Annotated in this window: 20 protein-coding genes and 1 pseudogene; 13 read left to right on the top strand and 8 right to left on the bottom strand. The window is 67.0% G+C overall.

The genetic code is table 11. The annotated features are described in order from the left end of the window. The first annotated feature begins 48 nt into the window (after window positions 1-48). Entirely contained in the window at window positions 49-1,182 is a 1,134-nt protein-coding gene (gene dapE / locus ACIPPQ_RS00835; protein WP_446542335.1) for a succinyl-diaminopimelate desuccinylase, read from the top strand. Here the strand turns inward: dapE and ACIPPQ_RS00830 are convergent. Genes ACIPPQ_RS00830 through ACIPPQ_RS00820 form a run of 3 tightly spaced genes read right to left on the bottom strand, consistent with a single transcriptional unit; the run spans window position 1,179 to window position 3,745 of the window. After that, window positions 1,179-1,754 (bottom strand): Smr/MutS family protein, encoded by a 576-nt coding sequence (locus tag ACIPPQ_RS00830; protein ID WP_446542334.1) that lies wholly within the window; start codon window positions 1,752-1,754, stop codon window positions 1,179-1,181. The two genes, dapE and ACIPPQ_RS00830, sit on opposite strands and share 4 nt — an antisense overlap. A 1-nt stretch (window position 1,755) precedes the next feature. Beyond that, window positions 1,756-3,078, bottom strand: a complete 1,323-nt coding sequence (gene mltA / locus ACIPPQ_RS00825) for a murein transglycosylase A (RefSeq protein ID WP_446542333.1) — start codon at window positions 3,076-3,078, stop codon at window positions 1,756-1,758. A gap of 4 nt (window positions 3,079-3,082) precedes the next feature. Further along, window positions 3,083-3,745 (bottom strand): Tim44/TimA family putative adaptor protein, encoded by a 663-nt coding sequence (locus tag ACIPPQ_RS00820; RefSeq protein ID WP_446542332.1) that lies wholly within the window; start codon window positions 3,743-3,745, stop codon window positions 3,083-3,085. Window positions 3,746-3,997: 252 nt separating this feature from the next. On the opposite strand from ACIPPQ_RS00820, the gene secB reads away from it, so the two are divergent. The 4 genes from secB to ACIPPQ_RS00800 all read left to right on the top strand — a co-directional run bounded on the left by secB (window position 3,998) and on the right by ACIPPQ_RS00800 (window position 8,018). Beyond that, complete coding sequence (gene secB / locus ACIPPQ_RS00815; RefSeq protein ID WP_327452023.1) at window positions 3,998-4,516, top strand: protein-export chaperone SecB; 519 nt, start codon at window positions 3,998-4,000, stop codon at window positions 4,514-4,516. Window positions 4,517-4,542: 26 nt separating this feature from the next. Beyond that, on the top strand, window positions 4,543-6,147 hold the full coding sequence (gene murJ, locus ACIPPQ_RS00810) for a murein biosynthesis integral membrane protein MurJ (protein WP_446542331.1): 1,605 nt from the start codon (window positions 4,543-4,545) through the stop codon (window positions 6,145-6,147). Window positions 6,148-6,150: 3 nt separating this feature from the next. Beyond that, window positions 6,151-7,158 (top strand): tryptophan--tRNA ligase, encoded by a 1,008-nt coding sequence (gene trpS, locus ACIPPQ_RS00805; RefSeq protein WP_446542330.1) that lies wholly within the window; start codon window positions 6,151-6,153, stop codon window positions 7,156-7,158. A gap of 170 nt (window positions 7,159-7,328) precedes the next feature. Next, complete coding sequence (locus ACIPPQ_RS00800; RefSeq protein WP_446542329.1) at window positions 7,329-8,018, top strand: DUF4136 domain-containing protein; 690 nt, start codon at window positions 7,329-7,331, stop codon at window positions 8,016-8,018. 101 nt (window positions 8,019-8,119) lie between these two features. Here the strand turns inward: ACIPPQ_RS00800 and dnaA are convergent, their stop codons facing one another. The 3 genes from dnaA to mutM form a co-directional block, all read right to left on the bottom strand. Then, window positions 8,120-9,484: a chromosomal replication initiator protein DnaA gene (gene dnaA / locus ACIPPQ_RS00795; protein ID WP_446542328.1), complete on the bottom strand. Its 1,365-nt coding sequence runs from the start codon at window positions 9,482-9,484 to the stop codon at window positions 8,120-8,122. Between the two features lie 504 nt (window positions 9,485-9,988). Continuing rightward, window positions 9,989-10,252, bottom strand: a complete 264-nt coding sequence (gene rpsT, locus ACIPPQ_RS00790; protein WP_037514171.1) for a 30S ribosomal protein S20 — start codon at window positions 10,250-10,252, stop codon at window positions 9,989-9,991. A gap of 189 nt (window positions 10,253-10,441) precedes the next feature. Then, window positions 10,442-11,251 (bottom strand): bifunctional DNA-formamidopyrimidine glycosylase/DNA-(apurinic or apyrimidinic site) lyase, encoded by an 810-nt coding sequence (gene mutM, locus ACIPPQ_RS00785; protein WP_446543087.1) that lies wholly within the window; start codon window positions 11,249-11,251, stop codon window positions 10,442-10,444. Window positions 11,252-11,344: 93 nt separating this feature from the next. Between mutM and ACIPPQ_RS00780 the strand changes: the two genes are divergently transcribed. The 8 genes and pseudogenes from ACIPPQ_RS00780 (at window position 11,345) to ACIPPQ_RS00745 (ending at window position 18,738) form a co-directional block, all read left to right on the top strand. Beyond that, window positions 11,345-12,082, top strand: coding sequence for a class I SAM-dependent methyltransferase (locus ACIPPQ_RS00780; protein WP_446542327.1), 738 nt, complete (start codon window positions 11,345-11,347; stop codon window positions 12,080-12,082). After that, on the top strand, window positions 12,079-13,623 hold the full coding sequence (gene ubiB, locus ACIPPQ_RS00775) for a 2-polyprenylphenol 6-hydroxylase (RefSeq protein WP_446542326.1): 1,545 nt from the start codon (window positions 12,079-12,081) through the stop codon (window positions 13,621-13,623). Before ACIPPQ_RS00780 ends, ubiB begins: the two co-directional genes overlap by 4 nt. A 113-nt stretch (window positions 13,624-13,736) precedes the next feature. Further along, complete coding sequence (locus ACIPPQ_RS00770; RefSeq protein WP_446542325.1) at window positions 13,737-15,446, top strand: hypothetical protein; 1,710 nt, start codon at window positions 13,737-13,739, stop codon at window positions 15,444-15,446. Window positions 15,447-15,508: 62 nt separating this feature from the next. Beyond that, window positions 15,509-16,771 carry a bifunctional phosphopantothenoylcysteine decarboxylase/phosphopantothenate--cysteine ligase CoaBC gene (coaBC, locus tag ACIPPQ_RS00765; RefSeq protein WP_446542324.1) on the top strand — a complete coding sequence of 421 codons (1,263 nt, stop codon included), beginning with the start codon at window positions 15,509-15,511 and terminating at the stop codon, window positions 16,769-16,771. Beyond that, a pseudogene (gene dut / locus ACIPPQ_RS00760) lies at window positions 16,734-17,195 on the top strand (dUTP diphosphatase); the annotation flags it as partial. The gene coaBC and the pseudogene dut, both read left to right, overlap by 38 nt. 99 nt (window positions 17,196-17,294) lie before the next feature. Next, window positions 17,295-17,636: a hypothetical protein gene (locus ACIPPQ_RS00755; RefSeq protein WP_446542323.1), complete on the top strand. Its 342-nt coding sequence runs from the start codon at window positions 17,295-17,297 to the stop codon at window positions 17,634-17,636. Beyond that, window positions 17,633-18,385, top strand: coding sequence for a HesA/MoeB/ThiF family protein (locus tag ACIPPQ_RS00750; protein WP_446542322.1), 753 nt, complete (start codon window positions 17,633-17,635; stop codon window positions 18,383-18,385). The genes ACIPPQ_RS00755 and ACIPPQ_RS00750 overlap by 4 nt, the downstream gene beginning before the upstream one ends. Beyond that, the gene (locus ACIPPQ_RS00745; RefSeq protein ID WP_446542321.1) at window positions 18,364-18,738 is read left to right on the top strand and encodes a DsrE family protein; all 375 of its coding nucleotides are present in this window, start codon (window positions 18,364-18,366) and stop codon (window positions 18,736-18,738) included. Before ACIPPQ_RS00750 ends, ACIPPQ_RS00745 begins: the two co-directional genes overlap by 22 nt. Window positions 18,739-18,747: 9 nt before the next feature. Here ACIPPQ_RS00745 and ACIPPQ_RS00740 read toward each other — a convergent pair whose 3' ends face one another. Both ACIPPQ_RS00740 and prfB read right to left on the bottom strand, forming a co-directional pair. Continuing rightward, window positions 18,748-19,467 (bottom strand): class I SAM-dependent methyltransferase, encoded by a 720-nt coding sequence (locus tag ACIPPQ_RS00740; protein ID WP_446542320.1) that lies wholly within the window; start codon window positions 19,465-19,467, stop codon window positions 18,748-18,750. Further along, the gene (gene prfB / locus ACIPPQ_RS00735; protein ID WP_327452054.1) at window positions 19,467-20,594 is read right to left on the bottom strand and encodes a peptide chain release factor 2; all 1,128 of its coding nucleotides are present in this window, start codon (window positions 20,592-20,594) and stop codon (window positions 19,467-19,469) included. Before prfB ends, ACIPPQ_RS00740 begins: the two co-directional genes overlap by 1 nt. Window positions 20,595-20,644: the final 50 nt, after the last annotated feature.

The following is a 20,644-nucleotide window of genomic DNA, read 5'->3' as shown; positions in this document are numbered from 1 at the left end:
CGATGCAAAGCCTCGACTTCGCGCGGTGCGAAGGCGTAAAGGGCGGGCATGACCCATCCTGTCGATCCCGTCGAACTGGCCAAGGCGCTGATCGCCGCGCCGAGCGTCACCCCTGCCACCGGCGCCGTGTTCGACGCGCTCGAGGCCGCGCTCACCCCGCTCGGCTTCACCGTCGAGCGCTTCATCGACGGCATCGAACCCGACGGTCCCGTCGAGAATCTGCTCGCGGTGCGCACCGGCAAGGGGCCGAAGCATTTCGGCTTTGCCGGGCACCTCGACGTCGTACCGCCGGGCGTAGGCTGGACGGGCGACGCGTTCGCGCCCGAGATTCGCGGCGAGCTGCTCTACGGGCGCGGCGCGGTCGACATGAAGGGTTCGATCGCGGCCTTTGTCGCCGCCGCCGCCGCGACGCCGGCCGAAGCCGGAACGATCAGCCTGATCATCACCGGCGACGAGGAGGGCCCCGCCATCTTCGGCACGCGCGCGCTGATGGAGCATATGGACGCGCGCGGGGTGAAGCCCGACATGATCGTCGTCGGCGAGCCGACCTCGGTGAACCGGCTCGGCGACATGGTGAAGATCGGGCGGCGCGGGTCGGTCAATATCTGGATCGACGTGCCGGGGACGCAGGGGCACGTCGCCTATCCGCACCTCGCCGACAATCCGATCCCGAAGCTGGTCCGGATACTCGCCGCTATCGACACCGTCAGCCTCGATGCCGGGACCGACTGGTTCCAGCCATCGAACATCGAATTCACCGATATCGAGGTCGGCAATGGCGCGACCAACGTCATCCCCGCATCGGCGCGCGCGCGGCTGTCGATCCGTTTCAACGATCGGCATCGCGGCGCCGACCTTGTCGCGATGGTCGAGCGCCTCGCGCACGACGTCGAACCGAACGCCAGGGTCGTCGGCAAGATTTCGGGCGAAGCCTTCCTCACCCCGCCGGGCGACCTGTCGGCGCTCGTCGCCGAGGCGATCCACGCCGAGACCGACGTGACTCCCGAAATGTCGACGACGGGCGGGACATCGGACGCGCGCTTCCTCCATGCGCTCTGCCCGGTGGTCGAATTCGGGCTGACCAACGCCACGATGCACAAGCTCGACGAGGCGGTGGCGGTCGAGGATCTCCGTACGCTGACCGCCATCTATCAGGGCATCCTGATCCGCGCCTTCCTCTAGTCCTCGCGGCTCCGACGCAGGATCACATAAACCGCCCCCGCGCCGCCGTGGCTGATATGCGCAGGGCGCAGCGCGACGATCTGGTCGGCGTGGGGCGAATAAGCGAGCCAGTCGGGCAGCGACGCGCGGATCGCGCCGCGCGGACGCGGGTCGCCGTGCATCTGCGGCAGGCGGTCGGCGCCGGGGCGCAGCCGCCCCGCGACCACCAGCAACACGCGCGCGCCGCGCATCAGCCCGCGGCCGATCGCGTCGTCGAGCAGCGCCTGCGCGGAGGCGAGCGTGTGACCGTGGAGATCAATGCTGAGATCGGGGCGCACGAGCCCTTTGCGCAAACGCCGGTCCCAATGCCCGTCGAGCGTCGCCGCTTGATGCGTCCGCCGCGGCGGCGGCAATTTCGCGGGGGCCCGTGGCGCGGCGGCGGGCGCGGCGGTGCTGCGCGGGGTGGGTTTCGGCGGGCTCACGGTCGGCAGCGCGGCGGGCGCGAGCGGCGCCTTCGCCCTGGGCAGCGGCTTTACCGTCGCTGCGACCTTCTTCCACAGCGCGCTTTCGTCGGGATCGAGGCGCCGCGGCACATCAAGGCGCCGGGATCAACCGCGCGATGCTCGTACGCGGCAGCAGGAGCAAGGCCGATCCACGCGCCGCCATGCCGCCGGCGATCGCGCGCGCATCGTCGCCCGCGCCCCAGAAGCTGTCGAAGCGGTTCGCGCCCTTGATCGCGCCGCCGGTGTCCTGCGCGATCCAGATACCATTCGGTTCGGCGCGATCGAGCGAGAGGAAAACGGGGGCGCCCAAGGGCACATATTTGGGATCGGCGGCGACGCTCGCGCGGCCGGTGACCGGCACGCCCAATGCCCCGAGCGGGCCGGGGCCGGTGAGTTCGCGGAAGAAGACCCAGCTCGGGTTCTCGTTCATCACCGCCGCGCCGCGGACGGGGTCGGCGCGGAGATAATCGAGGATGCCCTGCATCGACGCCTGCCCGCGCTGCAACGCGCCGCGATCGAGCAGCAGCTTGCCGATGCCGACATAACCGCGGCCGTTCTGGGTATCATAGCCGATGCGCATGACGCCGCCGTCGGGTAGACGCAGGCGCCCCGACCCCTGCACTTGCAGGAAGAAGAATTCGGCCGCGTCGGCGGCATAGGCGATTTCGAGCCCCTGTCCGGCGAGCGCGCCGCTCTCGATCGCCGCGCGGTCGTAATAGGGCACGAGATTGCCGCCATCGACCCGGCCGCGGACCTTCTTGCCCTTCAGATCGTCGGAGAACTGGCCAAGGTCGACCTCGACCAGGTCGCTCGGGCGCCGATAGATGGGAACGTCGAAGCCCGGCCGCATCGTGCGCGAACCCGCGATTTCGGGTTCATAATAGCCGGTCACAAACGCGCTGCCCGCACCGACCTGCACCGTCCCGAAATAGCGTGTGAAAAAGGCGAGCGCGTCGCTGTCCGCCCAGTTTTTTGCGGCGGTGCAGCTTTCGGTCCAGTCGGCGCCCTGCGTCAGGCCACTCGCATCGGCGCGGCGCTGCACCGAGGGGCAGCTGATACGGAAGGCGGCGAGCGCCGTCGCCGCCTGTTCGGCGGTGACGCCGAGCGTCGCGAAGTCGGGACCGGCGATCACGCCGCTGGCCGCGGCGGTCGTCGCGTCGGCGGGCACCGCCGCCGCGGGCAGCGGCGCGCGCGGCGTTGCGGGGATCGGCTGCGCAGCGGGACCGGGGCGTTCGGACGGCCGCGGCACATAGACACGCGGCGTCCCTGTCGGGCGCGGGGGTGCCGGGGTTGCGGTCGCGGGACGATTGTCCGCCGCCGGGACCACCGAAGCGCAGCCCGAAAGCATCGGCAGGGCAGCGAGGAGCGCGAATCCGAAAGCCCGCGCGCGCGGCGCCCCCACCGCCCGGATCATGCGATCAGGCCGATTCGGCTTCGTCGAGCACCCAATTGGGGTCGTTGCTGCCGATCTGGCGGCGGAAGGTCCAGAGGTCGTCGGTCTGCGCCGCGTCGCTCATCGATCCGGCGATCAGCTTGCCGTCGGCGTCGCGCGTCACGGCGCTGATATCGGCATGATAGCGCACGGTGACGCGTGCCTCGCCGCGGTTCAGTTCGACCGCGGTGATCTTGGCCGAATCGATACCGACCAGGCGATTGTCGAGCGTTTCGCCGCGCGCCTCGCGTGCCGCGATCGCTTCGGCAAAGGCGTCGTAGCTGTCGTCGTCGCACAGGTCGCGAAGCGTGTCGCGATCGCCCTTCCAATAGGCCTCGAGGATCATGCGATACGCCGCTTCGGCGCCTTCCATGAAGCGGCCGGCATCGAAATTGCGGTCGGTCGCGAGAAGCTGGCGAAGACCGGCTTCGGCAGCGGGTTCGTAAACGAGGCCCGAGGTGTCGGCAGGCGCGGCGGCAGCGGCCTGCGATCCGTCATTCTCGTCGAGCCGAACCGGCGCCGCAGCGGTGCGCTCGCGCGGCAGCACGGGTTCCTGCTCGTGCCCGGTGCGCTTGCCGAGCACCGAGTAGAGCCGCATCCCGAGGAAGGCGGCAATCATGGCGAGCAGGACGATCGAAAAAGCGGTCACGGGCAACTGTCCAATGCGGAAGAACGGAAACAATCTGGCTGATACATAGGCGATACGCGCCCCGGTTTCAAATGACCATGGCCGTTGGCGTGCGGCGGGTCAACGATTCGGCCTTAACTATAGCGGGACACAGGGCCCCATTGTGCTGTTCGCCGGGCACTGCTAAGCGCCGCGGCAACCGTCCGCCGCGGTCCCGACACGGCTCGCGGATGCGGATATTGTTTCCAACTTTCCAGCGAAAGCATCTTCATCATGGCCGACGAGACCAGCGCCGACATCAACAACCCCGCCCTGCAGCCCAACGGCGAAGACACGAGCCCGGCGATCGGCCTGATTTCGCAATATGTGAAGGACCTGTCGTTCGAAAACCCGAACGCGCCCGCGGTCTATCAGTGGCAGGACGCGCCGCAGGTCGACGTGCAGTTCAACATCGCCGCCGACAGCGTGGGCGAGAATCTGTACGAAGTGACGCTGAAGATCGATGTGACGTCGAAGACCGACCAGGGGACCAGCTTCGTCATCGACCTCAAATATGCCGGCCTGTTCGGCGTGCGTAATGTCCCCGACGACCAGCTTCAGCCCTTCTTCCTCGCCGAAGCGCCGCGCATCCTTTTCCCCTTCGCGCGCCGCGTCGTCGCCGATGCTGTCCGCGACGGCGGCTTCGCGCCGCTGCTGCTCGAACCCATCGATTTCCACGGCCTGTTCATGCAGCAGGTCCAGCAAGTCGAAGCCGAGCAGGCGGGCGCGGTCGCGCCGGTTGGCCAGGCCTGACGCCATAGGACGGGCGGGCTGACGGGGTGAGCAGCCTGATCAAGAATGTCGGGACGATCGGCGGGCTGACGATGGTCAGCCGGATCTTCGGCTTCGCCCGCGACATGCTGCTCGCGCGCGTGCTGGGCGCCGGCCTCGCGGCCGATGCGTTCCAGCTCGCCTTCACGCTGCCCAACACCTTTCGCCGGCTGTTTGCGGAAGGCGCCTTCTCGGTCGCCTTCGTGCCCATGTACAGCCGCGCGCTGCATGGCGCCGAAGACGAAAGGGAGGGCGAGGCGGCGGCGGCGAAATTCGCAGACGACGTGCTCGCGGTCTTCCTCTGGGTATTGCTGGCCTTTTCGGCCGTGATGATGATCGCGATGCCGGGGGTCGTCTGGCTGCTCGCGCGCGATTTCCACGAGGTGCCCGGCAAATTCGAACTCGCCGTCTTCCTCAGCCGGCTGACCTTTCCCTATCTCGGGCTGATCAGCCTCGTCGCGATGCTGTCGGGGCTGCTCAACGCGCGCTCGCGCTTTGCGCCGGGCGCTTTCGCCCCCGTCCTGCTCAACATCGTATTGATCGCGGGCATCACGCTGGGCTGGTGGCTGCGCGGCGACAGCCATGACGACCGGATCGTCGCGGTCGCGCTCGCCGTGTCGGTCAGCCTCGCCGGGGTCGCTCAGCTCGCCTACCTCATCTGGTCGGTGCGGCGCGCGGGCCTCCGCCTCCACTGGCGCTTTCCGAAATTCACTCCCGAGGTGAAGAAGCTCGGCCTGCTGATCCTGCCCGCGACCTTCGGCGCCGGCATTTACCAGATCAGCCAGTTCGTCGACACCTTCTTCGCCACCTCGCTGCCGCAGGGATCGCTGACGCTGCTGAAGCTCGCCGACCGGCTGAACCAGATGCCGCTTGGTATCGTCGGCATCGCGCTCGGCACCGCGATCCTGCCGATGCTGTCGCGCCATATCCATTCGGGCGACGCCGCCGAAGCGCAGCGGCTCCAGGGCAATGCGTTCGAGATCGCGACGCTGCTGACGCTGCCCGCCGCGGCCGCGCTCGCAATCTGCGCCCCCGCCTTCGTCACGGCCTTCTTCGTCGGCGGCAAGTTCACCGACGCCGACGGCGCAATCATGGCGCAGATCGTCGCGGCGCTCGTCGCGGGCCTCCCCGCCTATGTCATCGTCAAGATATTGAACCCCGGCTTTTTCGCGCGCGAGGACATGCGCACGCCGGTGTGGACGGCGCTCGCGGCGCTGATCGTCAATATCGCGATCAACCTCTATGTCGTCGAACGCTATGGCATCGTCGGCCTTGCAGGCGCGACCGCGGCATCGGCGTCGCTCAACTGCATCCTGCTCTATGCCATGCTCCACCGCCGCGGCTGGTTCCATTTCACCGCGCGGCTCGCCGGGCGGATCGCGAGGCAACTCGTCGCGGTCGCGGCGATGTCGGCGCTGCTCTGGTGGATGATGCCGCGACTCGCGCCCTATTATGGCGGCGGCGTGTTCGATCGCATCTGGTCGCTTTTCGCGCTCTGCACGGCGGGCGGCGCGGTCTTCTTCGCGGTCGCCTTCCTCGTCGGCGCGCTTGACAAGGATCTGGTCGCCATGCTCACGCGGCGGCGCGGCAAAGCTGCCGGAACTCAGGAGTAAGACATGCGGACGCTTTCGGGCATTCAGCCCACCGGAAATTTGCACCTCGGCAATTATCTGGGCGCGATCCGCAACTGGGTGCGCATGCAGGACGAGATGGAGGGCGACAAACTCTATTTCCTCGCCGACCTGCACGCGATTTCGATGCCGCACGTCCCCGCCGAGCTCACCGCCAACACGCGCGCGATGACCGCCGCGCTCGTCGCCTGCGGCATCGACACCGACCGCTCGATCCTCTTCAACCAGGCCCGCGTTCCCGCGCACGCCGAACTGCAATGGCTGCTCAACGGCACCGCACGGCTCGGCTGGCTCAACCGCATGACGCAGTTCAAGGACAAGTCGGGGAAGAACCGCGAAAGCGCATCGGCGGCGCTCTACACCTATCCCGTGCTGCAGGCGGCCGACGTGCTGCTCTACCAGACGACGCATGTGCCCGTCGGCGAGGACCAGAAGCAGCATCTCGAACTCGCCCGCGACGTCGCGCAGAAGTTCAACAACGACTATGCGAGCGAAGAGGCGCCGGTCTTCACCCTGCCCGAACCGATCATCCCGGCGGGGCTGGCGCGCATCATGAGCCTGCGCGACGGCAGTGCGAAAATGTCCAAGTCCGACCCGTCGGACATGAGCCGCATCAACCTGACCGACGACGCCGACACGATGATGCAGAAGGTCCGCAAGGCAAAGACCGACCCCGAGGTGCTGCCGTCCGAAGCCGAAGGGCTCGAGGGGCGTCCCGAGGCGCGCAACCTTGTCGGCATCTATGCCGCGCTCGCCGACACGAGCGTCGACGCGGTGCTGCGCGACCATGCGGGTCAGGGGTTCGGCGCCTTCAAGCCCGCGCTGGGCGAATTGCTGATCGAGAAGCTGGGGCCGATCAACGCGCGCTACGTCGCGCTGAAGGACGATGCCGCCGCGCTCGATGCCATCCTCGACAAGGGGGCGGAAAAGGCGCGCGCACTGGCGAAGCCGACACTCGACACCGCTTATGCCGCCTTGGGGCTCTGCCGCTGACACACCGCTGTTCCGGCGCGAAATTTCTTGTTTTTACAGCGCGCGTCCCCATATCGGGGACGTGGAACGCCGTGCGACGAAGCGGGTTCAACCAAGGTTAAGTCGCATCGGCATAGTCTATGGTATGAAAGTGCGGCCTGACCGCGCACCCGAATCACGGAGCCAAGACGATGAGCAAGATCAATTTCCGGCGACTGGGCCTCGCGGCCATGACCGGCGCAGCACTCGCGCTGGCCGGCTGCGCGACGCCGTTCAAGGCCGACGTCGCACGCTTCCAGACGCAGCTTCCCGCGCCGCAAGGCCAGAGCTTCGTCATCGAAGCGAGCAACCCCGCACTCGAAGGCGGGATCGAATTCGGCCAATATGCGAACCTCGTCGCGGGCGAGCTGACGCGCTACGGCTATCGCCCCGCCGCCAATGGCGAGCGCGCCGACATGGTCGTCCGCATGGATTACGGCGTCGACAAGGGGCGCGAGCGCGTCGTGTCGAGCCCGAGCTTCGGCGATCCCTGGTACGGCGGCTATTATGGCCGTGGTTTCTATCGCCCGGTGATCGTCAGCGGCCGCGGCGGACGCCGCTATGTCTATGGCTATCGCGATCCGTTCCTGTGGGGCGGTTTCGGACCCGGCTGGGGCGGCACCGACGTCAGCAGCTACACCGTCTACACCAGCGGCCTGAACCTGCAGATCAACCGCGCCGTCGACGGCGCGCGCCTGTTCGAAGGCCATGCCGAGGCGCAGTCGCGCGACAACAACCTGCAGACGATCGTCCCGAACCTCGTCGAGGCGATGTTCACCGGCTTCCCCGGCAATTCGGGTGAGCGGGTGCGGATTACGGTAGCGCCGCCCGAAAAGGGCTGAGGCGCCTCAAAGCCTAAGCAAAGGCCCGCCCTCCGATCGGAAGGCGGGCCTTTTTGTTGCTGTGGATATCTCCGGGGATAAGCCCGGGACAAGCCTGTGGATCAGCTGTTGAGACTGCGCCGGATCGCGGCGATTTCGGCGTCGAGCTCGCTGTCGGCGACGCGCAGCGCCTCGACCGTGCGCACGGCGTGGATCACCGTCGAATGGTCGCGCCCGCCGAAGCGGCGCCCGATTTCGGGGTAGGAGCGCGGCGTCAGTTCCTTCGCGAGATACATCGCGACCTGCCGCGGGCGGGCGATCGCGCGGACGCGGCGCTTCGACGCCATTTCGCTCTTGTCGAGCCGGTAGTGCGCGCAGACCGCGCGCTGGATCTCGTCGATCGTGATACGCGGGCGCGCGGTGCGGACATTTTCGGCGAGCCGGTCCTCGGCGAGCGCGAGGTCGACCGTCGTGCCGGTGAGCGCCGCATAGGCGAGCAGCTTGTTGAGCGCGCCCTCGAGCTCGCGGATGTTGCGCGTGAAATGCTTGACCAGATAGGCGACGACATTGTCGGGCACCTCGACCATCGGCATGGCGGCGAGCCGCTGGCGGATGATGCGTTCGCGAAGGTCATCCTCCGGCGCCTCGATGTCGGCGACGAGCCCGCCCGACAGGCGCGACAGCAGCCGCGCCTCGACCCCGTCGAGCATCGCCGGCGGGCGGTCGGCGGTGACGACGAGGCGCTTGCCCGCGGTCATCAGGTCGTCGATCGTGTGGAGCAGTTCCTCCTGCGTCGAATTCTTGCCAATCACGAACTGGAGGTCGTCGAGCAGCAGCAGGTCGGCGGCGCGCAGCCGCGCCTTGAACGCCATCATGTCGCCGCCGCGCATCGCGCCGACGAATTCGAGCATGAATTTTTCCGCCGACATCAGGATGATGTTCGCGGTCGGGTGCGCCGCGGCATAATCCTGCGCGATCGCCTGGAGGAGGTGCGTCTTGCCCTGCCCGGTGCCCGAGCAGAGGTAGAGCGGGTTGAACTGCGGCGCCTCGACCATCGCCATGCGGCGCGCGGCGTTGGCGGCAAGGATGTTGCTGCGCGCGACAACGAAGCGGCCGAACGACAGGCGCGGATCGAAATTGAGCAGCGCCGGGTTCGCGGCGGGAGCCGGCGGCGGCGTCTCGAAGCTCGGCAGTGGCTGCGACGACAGCGCCGCGGCGCGCTCGTTCGCCGCCGCGCCGCCGCGGACCATGACGCTGCGAACCGCCGGCAGCTGCTGCCGCCACGCCAGTTCGAGCCGGTCGCCGAAACGTTCGTTGATCCAGTTCGCCGAAAAGCGGCTGGCGGTTTCGAGCGTCACGACGCCCGACAAGGTGCAATAGTCGGCAAAGCGCACGGGCTTCAGCCAATGATCGAAGGTACGGACGCCGAGGTCGCGGCGCAGCCCTTCGGCGACGCGCGGCCAGAGCGTTGCGGCATCGCCGTTCATCGCTCCACCCTTTGCGTCATTCCCATGCTGATTGCCGCTTTCCGTCACGCTGTGCCGCCCCCTCAGGTCCCCTGGCGCCGAGCGATCGGGCGGCGGCCGTCCACGCGCCAATTCGTCGCCTGCGCAGGGCGCAGGCATACTATCCGGGGCAAGCAGCCCGAGAAGTCGCGAATCATGTCGATGTGGCGGCCGCCGGCGAAGGCCGACGACACCCCCTGTCTAGGCAAGGGTCGGTGAGTCGATCAAGGGCTGGCCATGTAAAAATACTGAAATAAAAATCTTGACTCATCGGGGGCACCGGAATCGCGCGAAACCCCCATTTTGTCTCTATATTTCAGTATGTTAACAGTGGCATGCGCGCGGCCAAGCAACGAATCGCCGTAAATCCGTCACTTACCGCGCTGCAACACTATTGCCATCGCGCTGTCACAATAACGGACGCAAAAAAGGACCCGCGGGCATGACGCCAGCGGGTCCTTTTTGTTCCCTTTCGGGACAGCCGAATCAGGCGATCGCGTTGACGCTTTTGGTCAGGCGCGAGAATTTGCGGGCCACGGTGTTCTTGTGCAGCACACCCTTGGCAACGCCGCGCGCCATTTCGGGCTGCGCAGCCTTCAGCGCGGTCGCGGCGGCGTCCTTGTCACCGGCGGCGACGGCGTTCTCGACCTTCTTCACCAGCGTGCGAATGCGCGAAACGCGATTCTTGTTCACGACGGTGCGCGCGGTGTTGCGGCGGATGCGCTTCTTTGCCTGCGGCGTATTGGCCATAAATTCCTCTAGTCTTTCAAACGGTCTACATGGTCGGAGCACAGCCTCAGCGGAGCAGCCGAATCGCGCGAGTTGCAGCGAATCAATGTCCGGATGCGGCCGGTTCCGGACGACCGGACCCTGCTCGAAGGGTGCGCGCATAGCCAGCTTGGCCCTTTTGGTCAATGCCTATTGCGGGAAAGCCCCGCATTACCGCTGGCATTTGGGGCAATAGAAGGTCGACCGGCCCGACTGCACGATCCGCACGATCGTCCCGCCGCACGCGCAAGCCTCGCCCTCGCGCCCATAGACGCGCCAGTCCTTCGCAAAATAGCCAAGGTCGCCTTCGGGGCTCAGAAAATCGCGCAGGGTCGACCCGCCCGCCGCGATCGCGGCGATCAGCACCTCCTTGATCGCGGGCACCAGCACGGCAAGTTTCGCCTTCGAGACGTCGGCCGCCGGCTTCGTCGGTGCGATCCGCGCCATGTTGAGCGCCTCGCACACATAGATATTGCCGAGCCCCGCAACGACCGTCTGGTCGAGCAGCATCGCCTTGATCGGCGCGCGGCGCCCCGCGAGCGCCTTCGCCAGATAGGCAGCATCAAAAGTGTCGGACAAGGGTTCGGGGCCGAGCGTGACAAAGGCGGGAAACAGGATCAGCGGGTCGCCGCTTACCAGGTCGACCGAACCGAAACGCCGCGGATCGTGGAGGAACAGCCGGTGTCCCGCCGTTTCGAGCAACAGATGGTCGTGCTTGCCCGCCTCGCCGCCCTCGGTCCGCCAGCGCCCCGACATGCCGAGGTGGAAGATCATATGATCGTCGCGGTCGGTCGAGATCACGCCATATTTGGCGCGACGCGACAGGCCGGTCACCGTCGCGCCGGTAAGACGCTGCGCAAGGTCGGCCGGAAACGGCCGGCGGAGGTCGGGACGGAAGGTGGTGACCGTGGTCAGCCTTTGCCCTTCGAGGAAGGGCGCAAGGCCGCGGACGGTGGTTTCGACTTCGGGCAATTCAGGCATATCGCGCATCGGGCTACGCGCCATTTGCGTGGGCGGCAAGGCCCCGCTAAAGGCCGTTCGACTTTACCTCTCCCCCGCAAAGGCGCGCACTCCATGGCCACTCCCGACACCGTCAGCTTCGGCTATGAACAGGTCCCCGCGGGCGAGAAGACCGCGATGGTCGGCGAGGTGTTCAGCCGCGTCGCGCGCAAATATGACATCATGAACGACGCGATGTCGGGCGGGATGCACCGGCTGTGGAAGGATCGCTTCGTGCGCCGCGTGAAGCCGCGCGAGGGCGAGACGATCCTCGACATGGCGGGCGGTACCGGCGACATCGCCTTTCGCATGGAGCGCTTCGGCGCGAGCATCACCGTCGCCGACATCAACCCCGACATGCTCGGCGTCGGCGTCGAGCGCGCCGCCGAGCGCGGCATCGACAGCCTCGTCTGGTCCGAACAGAATGCCGAGAAGCTCTCCTTCCCCGACCAGTTTTTCGACGCCTATACGATCGCCTTCGGCATCCGCAACGTCACCGACATCCCGGCCGCGCTGCAGGAAGCGCACCGCGTGCTGCGCTATGGCGGGCGCTTCTTCTGCCTCGAATTTTCGACCAACGAATGGCCGGGCTTCGCGCAGGCCTATGACGCCTATTCGCACCACCTCGTCCCCAAGCTCGGCAAGCTGATCGCCGACGACGAGGACAGCTATCGTTACCTGATCGAATCGATCCGCCGCTTCCCGCCGATGCCCAAGTTCGCGGCAATGATCCGCGAAGCGGGCTTCACATCGGTGAAGGTCGAACCGATCCTCGGCGGCCTCGTCGCGATCCATAGCGGGTGGAAAGCTTGACCCGACCCGTCACCCATATCGTCCGCCTGCTGAAGTGGGGGCGTATCCTCGCGCGCCACGGCGCGCTGCGCGGGATCGAGAGTGCGCCGACGACCCCGCCGGGCGTCAAGCGCCTGTGCCGGATCGCGCGTTTCGGCACGATCCAGCCGAAAATCCCCGATTACGCCACCGCCTTCCAGGCGATCGGCCCCGCCGCGGTCAAGCTCGGCCAGACGCTCGCGACGCGCCCCGACCTTGTCGGTGAGGAAGCGGCGCGCAACCTGCTGAGCCTGCAGGACGCGCTCGCGCCAGTCGCGTTCGAGCGCATCAAGCAGGAGATCGAGGCGGTCTTCGAAGTCCCGCTCGAAAGCCTCTACAGCGAATTCGATCCCGAACCCGTCGGCTCGGCCTCGATCGCGCAGGTCCACCGCGCGGTGACGACCGAAGGCCGCACGGTCGCGGTCAAGGTCCGCCGCCCCGGTATCGACAAGCAATTCGCGCGCGATATCGACACCTATGAATGGGCGGCCGCGCATCTCGAGGCGCTCGGCGGCGAAGCGACGCGGCTGCGCCCGCGCGAAGTGATCGCCAATTTCCGCCGCTGGACGCTTCGCGAACTCGACCTCAGGCGCGAGGCCGCGTCGGCATCCGAGCTCGCCGACGCGATGGTCGGAGTGCCGACATACGAAGTGCCCGCGATCGACTGGGACCGCACCGCGAGCCGCGTGATGACGATGAGCTGGATCGACGGCATCAAAATCTCGCACCGCGACCGGCTGATCGCGGCGGGGCACGACATAGAGGCCTTGTCGGCGAACCTCGTCAACGCCTTCCTGCGCCAGGCGATCGCCGAGGGATTCTTCCACGCCGACATGCACCAGGGCAATTTGTTCGTGAAGGCCGACGGAACGATCGCCGCGGTCGATTTCGGCATCATGGGCCGGATCAACCGGCAGGCGCGTTACTGGCTCGCCGAAATCCTTTATGGGCTGACCACCGGCAACTACCGCCGCGTCGCCGAGATCCATTTCGAGGCGCAATATGTGCCCGCCTATCACAGCGTCGAGGAATTCGCGACGGCGCTGCGCGCGGTCGGCGAGCCGATGCGCGGCAAGCCGGTAAGCGAACTCAGCGTCGGGCAGATGCTCGACGGGCTGTTCGCGATCACGCGCGATTTCGACATGCAGACGCAGCCGCACCTGCTGCTGCTCCAGAAGACGATGGTGATGGTCGAAGGCGTCGCGACGATGCTGAACCCGAAGATCAACATGTGGAATGTCTCGGGTCCCTTCGTCAGCGAATGGATCCGCGACGAACTCGGCCCCGAAGCCGCGCTCGCCGATGGTTTGCGCGAACAGGGTAAGACGCTCGCGCTGATTCCCGACATCATCCGCCGCCTCGACGCGCAATTGCCGAAGCCCGGCGGCGCGCCGCCCGCGCCGCCACTGCCCGACATTCCGCTGATGTGGGACAAGGGCGAACGAAAGCGCTGGTGGCGTTATGCGCTGACCGCGCTGGCCGGCGCGGCCGCCGGGGTCGGCGCGATGTGGTGGCTAGCCTGAATCGGTCCATTTTTGACGCATCGATCCTATCGGAGCCGTTGATCACGCCCTAGTCCCTGCATTTCATAGGGCAAACATCGGGGGGTGTTATGGCGGGATGGACACGCACGTCTGTGCGATCGGGGTTGTTGGCAGCGGGCACGAGCCTGGCATGTGCGGCATGGACAACGCCCGTCGGTGCACAGCCCGCCCCGCCGGCGCCCGCCGAAAATGCGTCCGTATCGCTCGAGGCGCAGATCGCCGAGTTGCGCAAGGCCGCCGAGCAGGCGCGCAGGGATGCGAAGGCAGCCGAAGCGTCCGCTGCGAGAGCCGAGGCGCTGATCCGGGACCTGCTCGATCGGCAATCGGGGTCATCCCCGCGCCCGGTCGAAACCGCACAGGCAGATATCGCGCAATGCGCCAAGCCGGTACCGCCGAGCCAATTGTCGGCGGCACCCTATCTCGATTGCGACCACAGCTTCCGCGACTATGTCGAGCGAACCGACGACAAGGAAGACCAGCTCCTCGGGCATCTGGCGACGAAGGTCAGGGAGCCGGACGGGACGGAGGTTTGGCGCACCGGCGGCCCGCCGCCCCGAAGCCTCGGAAGCTCGACCGGCAACTTCCGGGGCGCGATCACCGCCTCGAAAAAGGGCACGAATGTCGGGCTGGTCAACGATTTCCCGCTCAGCCGTCTGAAGGAGGACGATGAGGAAGGGAATCTGCGCGCGATCACGCGAACGCTTTCGCTCGGCGCGAGCGCGACCTTCGACGAGGATAATGGCGGCTATATCGGCGACTTCTCCGACCTGTCCGACAAGCCGCTGGGCCTGTCGCTGGGTTTCAGCATGCAATATTATCCATGGCGGCCGAAGTCCTCCGAAGAGAAAGGCGAAGCGACGCTCGCGACGCTGGGCAAGGAGAAGGTTGCGGCGCTTGTCGCGCTATGCCGGGCCGATGAGAAGAAGAAGGCCGACGACGCAAAACTCCAGGCGGATATTTTCGATCCGCAACCGGCTAGCGGCGACGCGGCAACCGCCGGTGCCGACGATCCGTGCCGCTATGAAAATTTGCTGCGCTGGGCATTCGCGACGAAAAAGCATGGCGCCTTCAAGCGGCCGGAGGCGATCGACGCCTATAATGCCGGTTTCTGGATTACCCCCGGAAAGGAAGAACTCCCCGAGTTCGGCTTCGGCCTGTCGGGCGAATTCACGCGCCAGCGCTTTTCCTTCATCGACCCCGCGGGCTTTCCGCCCTCCGTCCTGCTTCCGGCAACGAATCCGCCCTTGCTCTCGACGCTGAAATTCGAAACGCTCGGCGGGGACAGGAAGGTCACCTATGACTGGTCGCTCAACGGATATGTCTTTTATCACTGGCCCGTCGACCTGCCCCTGCTCGACGGCCTGACGCTTATCCCGCGCGCCAAATTCGGTCGGAAATGGAGTATCGCAAAGGCGGCGAAGGACGTCGAATTCTGCACGATCGACCCGCCGCTGGCCGGCGGGGTACCGGTCGCGGGGGCGAGCAACCGGAAATGCGAGAAGTTCAACATAGCGCCGCCCTCGCGCGATTCGGGGTTCGAGCTGGGCGCAGAGGTCCGGACGCGCATCCCGCTGACGCGTCTGCACCGCTATCTGCCCGAAATCGGCCTCGCCCCGTCCTTCACCTATAGCGAGATCGAAGATCGCTATAAGGCGGTCGCGCCCTTCTATGTCGCCTTCGACAAGGAAAACGGACTGAATGGCGGCTTGCAGCTCTCCCACGAATGGGGTGGCGGCGAGGACAAGGCGACGGTGATTTCGATCTTCTATTCGACCCCCTTCACGCTCGCCGGCAACAAATAGCCGATCGTGTCGCGGCGAAGAGGGCCTAGTCGGCGGGGCTTTTTCACGCCATATGCAGGCGCGTGACCAAGCCTCGCATCCTGCTCATCGTCGGCGGCGGTATCGCAGCCTATAAATCGATCGAACTCGTCCGCCTGCTCCGCAAGGCGGGGTACATCGTCCGCTGCGTGATCACGCGCGCGGGCGAGCAGTTCGTGACCCCGCTGACGCTCGCGGCACTCAGCGAAAACAAGGCCTATACCAACCTCTTCGACCTCAAGGACGAGGTCGAGATGGGGCATATCCAGCTCAGCCGCGAGGCCGACCTCGTTGTCGTCGCGCCCGCGACCGCCGACCTGCTGGCAAAGATGGCCGCGGGCATTGCCGACGATCTTGCAACGACCTTGCTGCTCGCGACCGACAAGCCGGTGCTCGCCGCGCCCGCGATGAATGTGCGCATGTGGCTGCACGCCGCAACCCGCCGCAACGTCGCCACGCTGCGCGGCGACGGGGTGACGGTGATGGAACCCGACGAGGGCGAGATGGCGTGCGGCGAATATGGCCCCGGTCGCCTGCCCGAACCCGAAGCGATCAAGGTCGCGATCGATGCGGCGCTTGCGAGCGCCCCCGCACCGGTTCCGCTGACCGGCCAGCCCGATTTCGCGCCCGCGAACCATCGCCCGCTGTTCGGCCGCCGCATCCTGATCACCGCGGGGCCGACGCACGAGCCGATCGATCCGGTGCGCTATATCGCCAACCGGTCGAGCGGGAAGCAGGGTTTTGCGATCGCCGCCGCCGCCGCCGAAGCCGGCGCCGAGGTGCTGCTGGTCGCGGGGCCGGTCGACCTGCCCACCCCGCCCGGCGTGATCCGCGTCGATGTCGAGACCGCGGTCGAAATGGCGGCCGAAGTCGCCGAGGGCCTGCCCGTCGATGCCGCGATCATGGTCGCCGCGGTCGCCGACTGGCGCGCCGCCGACACCGCGCCGCAAAAGATCAAGAAGGACGGCAGCGGACAGGTCCCGCCGCTCGCGCTCACCGAAAATCCCGACATCCTCGCCAGCGTCGCCAAAAGCGCCGACCGCCCGCCGCTGCTGATCGGCTTTGCCGCCGAAACCAACGACGTCATCGCCCATGCGCAGGCGAAGCTCGTGCGCAAGGGCTGCGACTGGATCGTCGCCAACGACGTCGCCGCCGACCCGATGGGCGGCGCGAACAACAGGGTGCATATCGTTAGCAAAGACGGCGTAGACAGCTGGGACCGGCTGCCCAAGGACGCCGTCGCCCGCAAATTGATGGAAAAGATCGCCGATGAGCTCGAAACCCGTGCACCCGTTCAAAGAGATTGAAATCGCTATCCAGCGGCTGCCCAACGGCGGCGGCCTGCCCCTGCCCGCCTATGCGAGCGATGGCGCGGCGGGAATGGACGTCGTCGCGGCCGAAACGCTGACGCTCCGCCCCGGCGCGCGCCACGCGGTCGCGACGGGTTTCGCGATGGCGATCCCGGCGGGTTACGAAGTGCAGGTGCGCCCGCGCTCGGGCCTCGCGCTCAAGCACGGCATCACCTGCCTCAACACCCCCGGCACGATCGACAGCGACTATCGCGGCGAAGTGAAGGTGATCCTCGCGAATCTGTCCGAGGATAATTTCGAGATCGCGCGCGGCGACCGCATCGCGCAGCTCGTCCCCGCCCCCGTCCAGCGCGCGGCCTTTTCCGAGGTCGAAACGCTCGACGAAACGGCGCGCGGCGCGGGCGGTTTCGGCTCGACCGGGGTTGCGAGCGCGAGCGGCGAAGAGGTGCCCGACGACGATTTCGTGCCCGACAATGTCGGATCGCTGTCCGCCATGAAGATACGGCAGCCGGGCGAATAGGTGGCGGTCGGCGTCGCCGTTCTGTTGCTCGCCGGATCGGTTCCGATCAAGGTCGAACGGCCGTTCAACGACGCGGCCGCCCAGCAGATATTTGTCGCGCGGTTGTCCGACCCGCTCGCCTTGCACGAAGACCGGCGGTGCGGTGATTATAATATGATGATCGGGATCACCCTGCCCCCGAAGGCTGCGCCACGCGACATCCGGATAGAGGCGCCCGACTGTGCCTGGGAACGCGTCATCCATGTCAGGAAGTGGCTGCAAACAGCGCCGCGGACCTACTTCAAGCCCGTCCGTCACACCACGCGATATCGGTTCCGCGTTGCGATGCGGCTGCCACAATGAGCCTGAGCGACGCCGAACTCGACCGCTATGCGCGCCAGATCATCCTTCCGGCGTTCGGCGGCGCCGGGCAGGCGAAACTGAAGAGCGCGCATGTCGCGATCATCGGCGCGGGCGGGATCGGCTGTCCGGCGATCATCTATCTCGCCGCGGCGGGCGTCGGCAAGCTGACGATTATCGACCATGACGTGATCGAGCTGTCGAACCTGCACCGTCAGCCGCTGTTCACCGACGCCGACATCGGCGCGCGCAAGGCCGATGTCGCGGCCGATGCGGCGCGGCGGATCAACCCGCATGTCGAGGCGGTCGCGGTCGCCGAACGGCTCGACGACGGGAACGCCGAACAGCTGCTGTCGGGCGCAAGCCTGATCCTCGACGGCTGCGACAATTTCGATACGCGGCTCGCGGTGAACCGCGCCGCGGTCGCGCTGCACGTCCCGCTGCTCAGCGCCGCGATCGGCGCGTTCGAGGGGCAGGTCGCGCTTTACGAAGGCTGGCGCGCCGGACAGGCCTGCTACGCCTGCCTTGTCGGCAGCGATCCCGACCGCGAGGGGATCAATTGCGCCGAAACGGGCGTGATGGGCGCGCTCGCGGGGATGGTCGGGACGATGGCGGCGCTGGAGACGGTGCGCGCGCTGACCGGCTGGGGCGCGCCGCTGACGGGCCGCCTCGCGATCGTCGACATGCTCGAGCGGCGCTGGCGCGAAGTCGGCGTGCCCGAGGATCCCGAATGCCCGATATGCAAAGCCTGAACATCATTGTCGCGGTCGCCGAGGGGCGGCGGCTGTACGCCGCGCTCGAGGCGGGAATGGCGGCGGCGGCGCTCGGGCGCGCGGTGCGTATCTTCCTGCAGGGCGAAGCCGCCGCGCTGCTGCGCGATCCGGTCGCCTTCGCGGGCGACGAGGCGCGCCGCGCGGCGGGACAGCCCGACCTCTCATGGCTCGTCGAGGAAGCAATCGCGATGGAGGTCGCGCTGTTCGTGTGCCAGTCGGGCATGGCGCTCGTCGGCATTGCGGCAACCGAGCTTGTGCCGCATGTTCGCGCCGCTGGGCTGGTCAGCTTCCTCGCCGAAGTGAGCGCCGAGGACCGGCTGATCGTCTATTAGCGCCGAAACTCAGGGATTGTCGCACACCTTGATTGCGTCGGCTTCGGGGCGTTTGCCCTCGGGCGCGAAGCGCGCGAGATAGCCGCCGGCATGCTGCTTGTCGTCGTAGGAGACGAGCTTGTAGCCCACCGCCTCGAACTCGCAGACGAGCAGGCGGAAGGGCGTGCCGTGCTGCGCAATCGGGCGGTCGCCGTCGACGACGATCACCTGCCCGCCCTTGCGGAGCGCCGGGCGCAGCCGCCACAGGAAAGCATAAGGCTCGCCGATCTCGTGATACATATGGACCATGAAGACGCGGTCGAAGCTCGCCGCGGGCAGGCGCGGATCGTCGACCGCGCCGAGTTTCAGCGAGACATTGTCGAGCCGTTCGCGCGCGACACGGTCGGCCAGCCGTTCGATCACCTCGGGGATGATGTCCTGCGCGAGCACGCGGCCGCCCGCGCCGACCCGCTGCGCGAGGCGCACGGTGTAATAGCCGTCGCCCGCGCCGATGTCGGCGACGGTCATGTTCGGCCGGACGTCGGCGGAGTCCATGACGTCCTCGGCCTCGTTGACCCGGTCGCGCGCTTCCTCGGTCGACCATTTGGTCGAAACGGTCGGCGCGACGGGCCGGTCGGCCGGCGGGAATTCGCGCGCGGTCTCGGTACGGTCGCTGCCATCGTCCCACGGCGCATCGCAGCCGGTCAGCAGCGGCAGGAGCGCCAGCAGGACGACCGCGGCGCGCTTCATCAATCGATGTCCTCCACCTCGACCTTTTCGCCGGTCACCTTCTGCGACAATGCCGCCGCCATGAAAGGATCGAGCGCGCCGTCGAGCACGTCGCCCGGCGCGGTCGAGGTTACCCCGGTGCGCAGATCCTTCACCAGCTGATAGGGCTGGAGGACGTACGAGCGGATCTGGTGGCCCCAGCCGATCTCGGTCTTCGCCTGATATTCACCCGACGCCGCGGCCTCGCGCTTTTGCAGCTCGGCCTCGTACATGCGTGCCTTCAGCATCCCCATCGCGGTCGCGCGGTTCTTGTGCTGCGACCGGTCGTTCTGGCTCGCGACGACGATGCCGGTCGGGATGTGCGTGATGCGCACCGCCGAGTCGGTCGTGTTGACGTGCTGCCCGCCCGCACCCGAGGCGCGATAGGTGTCGATCTTGAGGTCGCCCTCGTTGATCTCGATCTCGATATTGTCGTCGATCACCGGATAGACCCACACCGACGAGAAGCTGGTATGGCGGCGCGCCGAACTGTCGTAGGGCGAAATGCGGACGAGGCGGTGCACGCCGCTTTCGGTCTTTGCATAGCCATAGGCGTTTTCGCCCTTCACCAGCATCGTCGCCGACTTGATCCCCGCCTGTTCGCCCGCCTGATATTCGACCAGCTCGACCTTCATCCGGCGCTTTTCGGCCCAGCGCATATACATGCGCTGGAGCATCTCGGCCCAGTCCTGGCTTTCGGTCCCGCCGGCGCCGGCATGGACCTCGATATAGCAGTCGTTGGCATCGGCTTCGCCCGCGAGCAGCGCCTTGATCTTGTCTTCCTCGGCGCGCTCGGCGAGCGCGGCAAGCGACGCGACGGCTTCGTCGACCATCGCCTCGTCGCCTTCCATCTCGGCGAGCTCGATCAGTTCGGCGGTATCAGCGCATTCGGTCTCGATCGCGCGCGTCGCGGTGATCGCCTCGTCGAGCCGGCGGCGTTCGCGCATGACCTCTTGCGCCGCCTTCGCGTCGTTCCACAGCGTCGGGTCTTCGACCTTCGCATTGAGTTCGTCGAGCCGCCGCACCGCGCGATCCCAGTCGAGGAAACGCCGCAGCAGCGCCAGCGCGGCGCCAATCTTGTCGATATGATCCTGCGCTTCGGCGCGCATGTCCTTGCTCCTGAAATATGTTGGTCCCGCCCTTACGGCCAGAAAGGCCG

This window comes from Sphingopyxis sp. LARHCG72 (genome assembly GCF_052871675.1).
Note: the sequence above shows the minus strand (reverse complement) of the source record. Positions and strands in the feature narration are given on the sequence as shown.

Coding starts and splice junctions, on each gene's coding strand:
- ACIPPQ_RS00750 (WP_446542322.1), top strand. CDS start 17,633: ATGAGCCTGAGCGACGCCGAACTCGACCGCTATGCGCGCCAGATCATC.
- mutM (WP_446543087.1), bottom strand. CDS start 11,251: ATGCCTGAATTGCCCGAAGTCGAAACCACCGTCCGCGGCCTTGCGCCC.
- dapE (WP_446542335.1), top strand. CDS start 49: ATGACCCATCCTGTCGATCCCGTCGAACTGGCCAAGGCGCTGATCGCC.
- ACIPPQ_RS00780 (WP_446542327.1), top strand. CDS start 11,345: ATGGCCACTCCCGACACCGTCAGCTTCGGCTATGAACAGGTCCCCGCG.
- trpS (WP_446542330.1), top strand. CDS start 6,151: ATGCGGACGCTTTCGGGCATTCAGCCCACCGGAAATTTGCACCTCGGC.
- ACIPPQ_RS00745 (WP_446542321.1), top strand. CDS start 18,364: ATGCCCGATATGCAAAGCCTGAACATCATTGTCGCGGTCGCCGAGGGG.
- rpsT (WP_037514171.1), bottom strand. CDS start 10,252: ATGGCCAATACGCCGCAGGCAAAGAAGCGCATCCGCCGCAACACCGCG.
- prfB (WP_327452054.1), bottom strand. CDS start 20,594: ATGCGCGCCGAAGCGCAGGATCATATCGACAAGATTGGCGCCGCGCTG.
- mltA (WP_446542333.1), bottom strand. CDS start 3,078: ATGATCCGGGCGGTGGGGGCGCCGCGCGCGCGGGCTTTCGGATTCGCG.
- ACIPPQ_RS00800 (WP_446542329.1), top strand. CDS start 7,329: ATGAGCAAGATCAATTTCCGGCGACTGGGCCTCGCGGCCATGACCGGC.
- secB (WP_327452023.1), top strand. CDS start 3,998: ATGGCCGACGAGACCAGCGCCGACATCAACAACCCCGCCCTGCAGCCC.
- dnaA (WP_446542328.1), bottom strand. CDS start 9,484: ATGAACGGCGATGCCGCAACGCTCTGGCCGCGCGTCGCCGAAGGGCTG.
- ACIPPQ_RS00740 (WP_446542320.1), bottom strand. CDS start 19,467: ATGAAGCGCGCCGCGGTCGTCCTGCTGGCGCTCCTGCCGCTGCTGACC.